The following is an 8440-nucleotide window of genomic DNA, read 5'->3' on the forward strand; positions in this document are numbered from 1 at the left end:
TCCGGTTTACCTTCCAGGCGGGACACCCCCATCTGATTGAAAAACTTTCGGTATTGTGGAACTGTCTGCGGTTGTGTCGCAATTAACCTCGTTAGTATATTTTTCCTGGAGTAAATCCTGTAAATCTTTTTCCCAAGCTTTCATCTCAGGCGTTTTGGACATAGAGATTTTTGATTTGTTTTTAGACTCTGGCTCGGTTACTGTTTCAGTATCTGGGTCAGAGTCTTGTTTTGGGTCTAAATAATTTCCCACAATCTCTTCTAATAATTTTTCAGGCTTAACTCCTTGTTGTTTGGCCTGAGCTTTTAATTTGTCCCAAACATCTCTGGGTAGTTTTGCTGTAGCGAGGGGCGATATAGTTTCCCCGATAATAGTGGTTTCAATATAAGTTGCTGTAATAGCTTTGGATTCTTGCTTTGCCCTACCCAGAACCTAAAGCGAGTTAATAGAGCTATGGACAAAGGAGGCCGAATTACGGTCTCAAAAACAACTGTTGGGGGAATTCTTGACCGCTTAAGGACTCTTCAGTCTATACACCTAGAATATGTAGAGGAACATGGCAAAAGATTAGAACAGCGGCTAATCGAAAATCATACCCATAAATCTAAAGTATTTGAGGAGATGCGCTCTTTAGAAGTTGAGTTGGTTCATCTCCTCGAATCTGCCAAAGAGGAAGACCCAAACGAAGAAGAATAAAAAATCCAAGTAGCCGATCGCAGTAATGTGGTCGGTATTTTTTGATAAACAGTCTCTTAACGAATATCTTGATAGAAACGTTTCAGAAAAGTTGGTGAGACACCAAAACCCCATAAAAAACTAATAAATAAATAGATAAAATTTGCTTTTAAAATTCCCCACTTAGCTACACGGCGATCGCTAGTATATACGAAGCGATTTACTAAATAAATTCGTCCATGTTTAACTAACTTGAGACATAAGTCAGCATCTTCCATAATTGGTTGATTAATATCAAAACCATCAACTTTCCAGAAATCTGTGCGACGACAGAAAATTACTTGGTCTCCAAACAAAATCCGCAAACCTTTCAAGAATAAATAGGGGCGAAAAATTAGGGGAGCATAAAAAGTTTTGAGATAATTATGTAAGGCAATACTCCAGCGAGTAGTTTTGGCATTACACATAATAGAAATAAATCCACCACAAACAATATTTGGATTTGCCAAAGTTTGGGAAATTATAGAAATCAAGTCATTAGGCACTATAGTATCAGCGTGAAGAAAACAGAGAATTTCTCCTGTTGCTTTTTGGGCACCTAAATTCATTTGAATAGAACGTCCGCGTTGAGGAGAATAAATGACAGAAACTCCAAAGGAGAGAGCAATAGAAACTGTATCGTCTTCGCTGTAACTATCTACTACTAATATTTCTTTTGCTGGAGGAGTAAGTACAGAAAGATTATTGAGGGTACGCGATAAATAAGCTGCTTCATTAAAGGTAGGAATAATGATAGAAATATTGAGCATAAATTAAGTAAGAAGGAAGAATTAAACAATTAATAATTAATAATTAATTATTACCTCTTCTTGAAAACGGATAGGATTGACTAAAAGTAAAATTTTTTTTCTTTTTTCCCCTTAAAAGGGGAGGCGCATACCCACAATTTCTCGGTAAGAAGTAAAAAGTCAGAAGTCAGAAGTAAGAAGGAGTTTAATTCTCTAGGATAGAACAAGTGGTAAGTATATAGCTGAAATACCTACGTCAAGTAAACTAACAGTACAATCAAAAGTCAGATTATAGCAAGTATTTAACGAAGTCAGAAGTCAGAAGTCAGAAGTTGTTTTTGTAACGGGGATTTGAGCAAGCCTCCAAAAATATTTCACCTTAAAAGACGGGGTTGCGCAACCCAATTATTTTGATAAATTATGATAAGATTTAGTAGTTATACCATTTCACTTAAAAAATGTCACAAATAGTTGGTAATTGATCAAGTCAAATAATCAGCTTAAATCACTGTAGAGTAGAGATTTTAAGTACTTAAAATCTTACTTTTGACTTCTGACTGTCAGATGTGCGTCTTAAATTCTGAGGAAATCTCGCCAATTAGCACTCGCTTTTGACTTTTGACTTTAGTGAAACGGTATTAGTAATTCCATATACGAGTTCTACATTCATAGCTATTCCATCAAGGAATTAAACTGTTTGACAACTTGCCAATTAGCAATTATTAAGATTATTAAGATTATGGATAAATCATCAATTAGAGAATTACTAGAAGACTTGAAAAATCCTGATGAATTAATTAGAAATAAAGCTACGGGTGAGTTATGGCGGATTTGGTTTGAACAAAAAGGTGTTGCTGGTTTAGAAGCAATTAGAAGCTCAGAAAATTTGCTGCAAGTTGGAGAAGTTGCTAAGGCAGAAGCAGTTTTGAATAAATTAGTTGAAGATTTACCTGATTTTGCAGAAGCTTGGAATCGAAGAGCGGTTCTTTATTACACTTTAGGAGAGTATAGAAAGGCGATAAAAGATTGTGAGATGGTAGTGAAAATTATTCCTTTTCATTTTGGTGCTTTGCATGGTTTAGGATTATGTTATGCTGCATTGGGAAAATATCGAGAAGCTATTTTAGCTTTTAAAAAGGCTTTAGAAGTTCAGCCTTATGCTATTGAAAATCAAAGGTTAATTCTAGAATGTACGGCGAGGTTAAGTTAGATATATTATTGATCTGAATAGGTGTAGCGATCGCTTTCCTAATTTTTATTAATTCTTTCTGAAAATTAATGAATAAATATAAGAGACATCTGGTGATAATAAAAAATTAAATTAATTATCGCACTATATAAATCAAAAATTTTCCCCTACTCCCTAATCCCTATTTTCTGAATATGCCTAATAACAATGAAAAAAAATGACCTAGAGTTTTATGACTTAAGTGCTAATCAATGGTGGGATAAAAATGCCAAAATTTATGCACTTTATTATCTTAATCAACCAAGGTTTAAATTTTTCGATAGATATGTTCCTCATTGGCAAGGATTAAAGGTTTTGGATGTGGGTTGTGGGGGTGGTTTTTCTTGTGAATTTATGGCCAAGAGAGGTGCAATAATTTATGGTATTGACTCGTCGGCAAAATGTATAGAAGTTGCTCAAAAACATAGCGGTGAAAATAGTCTGGATATTAACTATAAAATTGGGATTGCTGAAAGTTTGCCTTATGAAAATAATACTTTTGATTTTGTTATTTGTGTGGATGTTTTGGAACACGTTTCTGATTATCGTCAAGTTGTTTCAGAAATATATAGAGTGTTGAAACCTGGTGGTATTTTTTTATATGACACGATAAATCGTAATTTTCAATCTCGATTTATGATGATTTGGTTGATGGAAAACTTATTACGATCCTGACTCCTGATTCCTTCTTCAAATAATTTGAGTGATTGAAAGACTTTGCACATCATGCTTATTTGACTAAAAACCAAGCTTCAGCTCAATAAATACAGAAGAACTATTCCTCCTAATTCCTAGTTCCTAATTTCTAACTCCTGATTCCTTTTCAAATAATTTGAGTGATTGAAAGACTTTGCACATCATGTTTATTTGACTAAAAATTAAGCTTCAGCTCAATAAATACAGAAGAACTATTTCTCCTAGTTTCTAATTTTTAACTCCTGACTCCTGACTCCTGACTCCTTCTTCAAATAATTTGAGTGATTGAAAGACTTTGCACATCATGTTTATTTGACTAAAAACCAAGCTTCAGCTCAATAAATACAGAAGAACTATTCCTCCTAGTTTCTAACTCCTAACTCCTAACTCCTGACTCCTGACTCCTTCTTAAAAATTACTTTAAATTTGATAAATTAGTAGCTTTAGCGATCGCTACTAATTTCATTCCTGGAGGATAACAACCTTCTGTTTTAATACGCTTAATTTCTGCCTCTGAAATATTCAATTTTAAGTATCTATTGATTGCCCGGACAATATCACTCCGGTCTATTATACCTGCTACTACTCCAGCAGGAGAAAGAACAGTTATATGTTTTTGCTGATGAAATTCCATACAGTTAATAACTTCCACTAAACTAGCTTTCTCCGAAACAGTAACTATCTGATTTAGCGGACATATAATCATCCTTAAAGTTTGAGTATCCCAATAACTCCTTTCAATAAAATCAATAGCATCAGAAGAAACTAAACCAAGATAACGACCCTCACTAGCAGCAAAATAAATGGAAAATTTAGAACTTTTCAAAAAATATTTATCTGAGAATTGACTCAAAGTCAAATTTGCATCTACCACACGAAAATCTCGCGTCATTGCTTCTACAGATTTAATTTTAATTAACGCTTCTTCTAAATCAATTATCCGGCGATAAAATTTGGCATTACGCAGAGCAAAGCAACCAATTAAAGCCAGCAAAAAACCACCATAACTCTGAGTTACTAAAACTAAAATAGACCCCAAAATAATTCCTAACCATCCTAAAGCTTGACCACTTTTAGCCGCCCATCTTACCCCAACAAAACGACTACCAGTTATTTTCCAAATAGCAGCTTTTAATACTTGTCCACCATCTAAAGGTAAACCAGGCATCAGATTAAAAATAGCTAAAATTAAATTAATTTCTGCTACCCGATTTATTAGTTCACCAACCAAGCTTGATGTGGAAAAAAAAAGGCTAGTTAAACCCAATAAAAAAAACAAAACTAAACTCACTAAAGGCCCAGCGATCGCAACTTGAAAAGCCTCTCCAGGAGTTCGATATTCTCGATCTATTCCAGCAATTCCACCAAACAAAAATAACCTGATAGAATTAACTTGAATACCTTGAGAAATAGCAACTAAACTATGAGCTAATTCGTGTAACAATACAGAACAAAACATTAGTAGAGCAATTATTAATCCAGCTCCACAAGCCAAAAAAAACCCCCACTCTTCATAGTCTTGCCTATTAATATATATTATCCACAGTAAAATGACGAACCACGAAGAATCCAAAAATAAAGGGATACCAAATAAATTGCCAATTCGCAAATCTGCCTGCATGAAGTTTGATTTGATTATTTATTTATTTAAACTTTGACTTGTTCTACTCTATATAATTTATCTTTTGATTTTTGGGTTTAATGCCAATTTGAAAAAATAATGCTATAGCGTTTTCAAATGAAATGTCAAACAAGAGTTGGTTATTTACTAACAGTAAAAAGTCCGGCAAACCTTCTTACCTGTTGCCTGTTGCCTGTTGCCTAAAAGCGACCAGGTTTTTTACGCAACTCAAATGAAATTACTATATATTTAAGTGGTGCTTCACTTATTAAGTAATTAACACATACTGAATAACTTTTTTGATAATTATTAGCTAGTTATTGTTAATTATTCTTGTTTTTACTTCTCCCCTACTCCCCCACTCAATAAAATGTAGCAAATATTTATCAAATTAGTATAATACCCTGCCGTCTACACGGTGTTGACAATTGCTTGGGGTTATAAGACACGAAGCGGCAGGTCGTTGACTATCCCCATCCACTTTTTCGGTCTTTCAGTCCTTCTTTCTTCCTTCTTCCTTCTTCCTTCTTTTAGTGGAAAATCAAAAATGGGGGTATATCTTCTGTGCGAAAAGAATACCCCCTATACTTGTAACTAAAATCAGGTTATGTCTATAGCATACCAGCACTACCAAGTCCTAAAATTATTCCTGCCCCCAAAATATGACCAAAGCTAGTAGTAGCTAACAATTCTGGTATGCCAAACCCAGTAAAAATGGCTGGTAATGATACTGGTAAATCAGGCCCTTGTCCACGATTGTTCTTGGAAATAGCATAGTAACCAATTACAATTGCCACTAGGTTGCAAGTTATCATTACAATTGCTACTTTTGGAGACCACTCTGCAGAGAGGGGTTGAGATTGTGCTGCTAAAATTAAGCCAGAGTAAATCAAGTTTTTATCTCCTTAAATCACAGAAATTTGGCTATTTGACTTAAATGTTTGATTGAATCAATTTATGTTTTGCAAATTATCAATAAATTTTAGTAAGAAGCTATAATTTGTTTTAATAATTAACAATAACCTTAAGTTTTAATACAAAGATGTACAATTAAGCTCTTAGCAGGTAAAATCAATGCGCGTAAAAATTTGTGGGATTACAAAACTAGAGCAAGGACAAGCGATCGCTCAAATGGGAGCAACAGCTTTAGGATTTATCTGTGTTCCAACATCGCCTCGGTATATTACCGCAGAAAAAATCAGAAATATCGTTGTTCAACTACCAAAAAATATTGATAAAATCGGGGTATTTGTTAACCCAGAAATTGATTTTTTATCGGAAATAATTATTCAGACCCAATTGACTGGCATACAACTACATGGAGACGAATCTCCAGAATTTTGTCATCAGCTACGTCAATCAATACCAGATAATATAGAAATAATTAAAGCATTCAGAATCAAATCTCCTCAAGATTTAACAAGAGTAAATAGTTATGAAAATTATGTCGATACTTTACTCCTAGATGCTTATCATCCAGATAAATTAGGAGGCACTGGTCAAACCTTAGATTGGAAAATTATTAAAGATTTTCACCCTACTTGTCCTTGGTTTTTAGCAGGTGGTTTAACACCAGAAAATATCACAGTATCAATTCAACAATTCATCATTGAATCTAGCCATAAATTCTGTGGTATAGACTTATCTAGTGGAGTAGAAATAGCCCCTGGAGATAAAGATTTAGTTAAAGTCAAAAAATTATTTAATAGTTTGGCTCAACTTAGGGTTAAAGTGTAGAAAAACATCAAGTATTATGACTGATACAAGTTTAAAAGTTTTTGTTTGTAGTTTTGCTCTACCCCATAAAATATCTATATCTATACTTAGGGTTTTAGCCCTACTACGAGCTCTAATTATAACTATTCAACCGGACATGATATCAAATCCGGTAGCATCGGTATAAAATCTTTTGAAGTAGGAGTCAGTCCTCAGGAGTCAGGAGTCAGGAGGGAAAAAATTTATGAAGATTTGGTAATGGTGAAGATCAAGAATGTTTTTATACCGAATTAAACGGATTTGATATGATATAAGATGTTAGTAGTAATCAAGACTCAGGTAGGGAAGCAGTCGGTAAAGGGACCTACAAGAGTCAAAATATAAAAGGATTTTGATTATTCTTAATTGTTATTAAATATCTCATATAGTAATTCCCATATTGGTGAGGTAAAAAATTGATTTGTTTTAGGGAACAGGGAATAGGGAATAGAATAGAATAGAATAGAAGTAAAGATCAAAGATAGGTGTACCTCATTAGTCTGAGAAACGCTATAAATATTCAGGGTAAACATTTAGCCATTAGTTTAAATAGTCACTCTCAAAAAAGCCAAGGTCCGGCAAGAAAAGAGTGAGGTTATGGGTATTAGATAAAAATATGGTGGTGCATAGTAATAGTAGAGATAGTGTGGGGAGTAGGGGAGTGTGGTAAGAAATTAAAAAATATGTATCTTTACAATTACTATTCAGGACAACCGATAAAAAACAATAAATTATTCCAACACTCTTGATTCACTTTTATTGTTTGATTACTGTTTAGTACCATTGCACACGAAAAGCTGACTGCTAATTACTGAATAGTAAATATTCAGGCTTTTATTCTCTTTAATTATGCATAAATTATAACTGAAATAATACTCCAAAATATCGGACTTAAAACATATTGGATAAGAATACTTAGTAGATATTTTACCATTTCTAATTTAATTACATAAGCTGCGATAATTGTTAATGGAAATATTATCAAAAAGCCAATGGCAAATAAAATCAAGTTAACTCGAGTAATTAACCAGAAATACCCATTAGTCAATTCCCAACTATACCTAATTCCATTTACAGGTGAAACACCGTCAATTAAACAGTATGCCAATAAAAACCAAGGCGTATCCCAAGATAAATTATTGGTAAAATAAGTAATATAAAAAAAGGTTTACTTAGCATTAATTCAATTGGAGTAAATGTAATAGGAGCAAATACAACCAAGGGCACAATCAATATAGGAAACCACTTCTTTATTCCTCTGGTAAATGCTTCTATTAATGTTATCTTAATTCCCTTCAGATATCGCCAAATATAAAAATAACGAATTGCGAATACCCAGGGATTAACAAATACTATCAGAAGTATATCTAGCCAATAGTCTATTGTGCTAGATTCTGAGAAAAAATTTATAACTACTGCCAATAAAAAAGTAGGTCATTTCAGTTATCAGTTATCAGTACCTCTGCAATCAGGAGGTTTGATATAAAGAATATTCTTTTTTTATCCCCTTAAAAGGGCAGGAGGTTTTATATCATGTCCGGATAATTAGTTATAAAAAAACTTTCTCCTTCAACTCCAGTTGTTCTTCTTTCTTCCCTCTTTCCTCCTGACTCCTGAGGACTGACTCCTGAGGACTCCCTAGTTATTTATTTATCACTGTTTAACCGGACATGATAT

Annotated in this window: 9 protein-coding genes; 4 read left to right on the plus strand and 5 right to left on the minus strand. The window is 33.6% G+C overall.

Annotation, left to right across the window (positions count from 1 at the left end; all coding sequences use genetic code 11):
- Positions 1–6: 6 nt before the first annotated feature.
- The gene (locus tag F6K18_RS31845) at positions 7–252 is read right to left on the minus strand and encodes a hypothetical protein (RefSeq protein ID WP_287526932.1); all 246 of its coding nucleotides are present in this window, start codon (positions 250–252) and stop codon (positions 7–9) included.
- 201 nt (positions 253–453) lie between these two features.
- Between F6K18_RS31845 and F6K18_RS31850 the strand changes: the two genes are divergently transcribed.
- Positions 454–696: a hypothetical protein gene (locus F6K18_RS31850; protein ID WP_124147666.1), complete on the plus strand. Its 243-nt coding sequence runs from the start codon at positions 454–456 to the stop codon at positions 694–696.
- A gap of 56 nt (positions 697–752) precedes the next feature.
- On the opposite strand, the gene F6K18_RS31855 is transcribed toward F6K18_RS31850, so the two are convergent.
- The gene (locus F6K18_RS31855) at positions 753–1484 is read right to left on the minus strand and encodes a TIGR04283 family arsenosugar biosynthesis glycosyltransferase (RefSeq protein WP_287526933.1); all 732 of its coding nucleotides are present in this window, start codon (positions 1482–1484) and stop codon (positions 753–755) included.
- 676 nt (positions 1485–2160) lie between these two features.
- Here F6K18_RS31855 and F6K18_RS31860 point away from each other — a divergent pair.
- Complete coding sequence (locus F6K18_RS31860) at positions 2161–2673, plus strand: tetratricopeptide repeat protein (RefSeq protein ID WP_353735237.1); 513 nt, start codon at positions 2161–2163, stop codon at positions 2671–2673.
- A 186-nt stretch (positions 2674–2859) separates the two neighbouring features.
- Positions 2860–3366, plus strand: a complete 507-nt coding sequence (ubiG, locus tag F6K18_RS31865) for a bifunctional 2-polyprenyl-6-hydroxyphenol methylase/3-demethylubiquinol 3-O-methyltransferase UbiG (RefSeq protein WP_287526934.1) — start codon at positions 2860–2862, stop codon at positions 3364–3366.
- 436 nt (positions 3367–3802) lie between these two features.
- Here the strand turns inward: ubiG and F6K18_RS31870 are convergent, their stop codons facing one another.
- Positions 3803–5008 (minus strand): site-2 protease family protein, encoded by a 1206-nt coding sequence (locus F6K18_RS31870; RefSeq protein ID WP_287526936.1) that lies wholly within the window; start codon positions 5006–5008, stop codon positions 3803–3805.
- A 611-nt stretch (positions 5009–5619) separates the two neighbouring features.
- Entirely contained in the window at positions 5620–5901 is a 282-nt protein-coding gene (psaK, locus tag F6K18_RS31875) for a photosystem I reaction center subunit PsaK (protein WP_124147671.1), read from the minus strand.
- A gap of 181 nt (positions 5902–6082) precedes the next feature.
- Between psaK and F6K18_RS31880 the strand changes: the two genes are divergently transcribed.
- Positions 6083–6745, plus strand: a complete 663-nt coding sequence (locus F6K18_RS31880; RefSeq protein ID WP_287526938.1) for a phosphoribosylanthranilate isomerase — start codon at positions 6083–6085, stop codon at positions 6743–6745.
- 865 nt (positions 6746–7610) lie between these two features.
- Here F6K18_RS31880 and F6K18_RS31885 read toward each other — a convergent pair.
- Entirely contained in the window at positions 7611–7871 is a 261-nt protein-coding gene (locus F6K18_RS31885; protein WP_287526939.1) for a hypothetical protein, read from the minus strand.
- Positions 7872–8440 lie beyond the last annotated feature (569 nt).

The sequence above is a fragment of the Okeania sp. SIO2C2 genome, from assembly GCF_010692625.1.
GTDB lineage: Bacteria > Cyanobacteriota > Cyanobacteriia > Cyanobacteriales > Microcoleaceae > Okeania > Okeania hirsuta.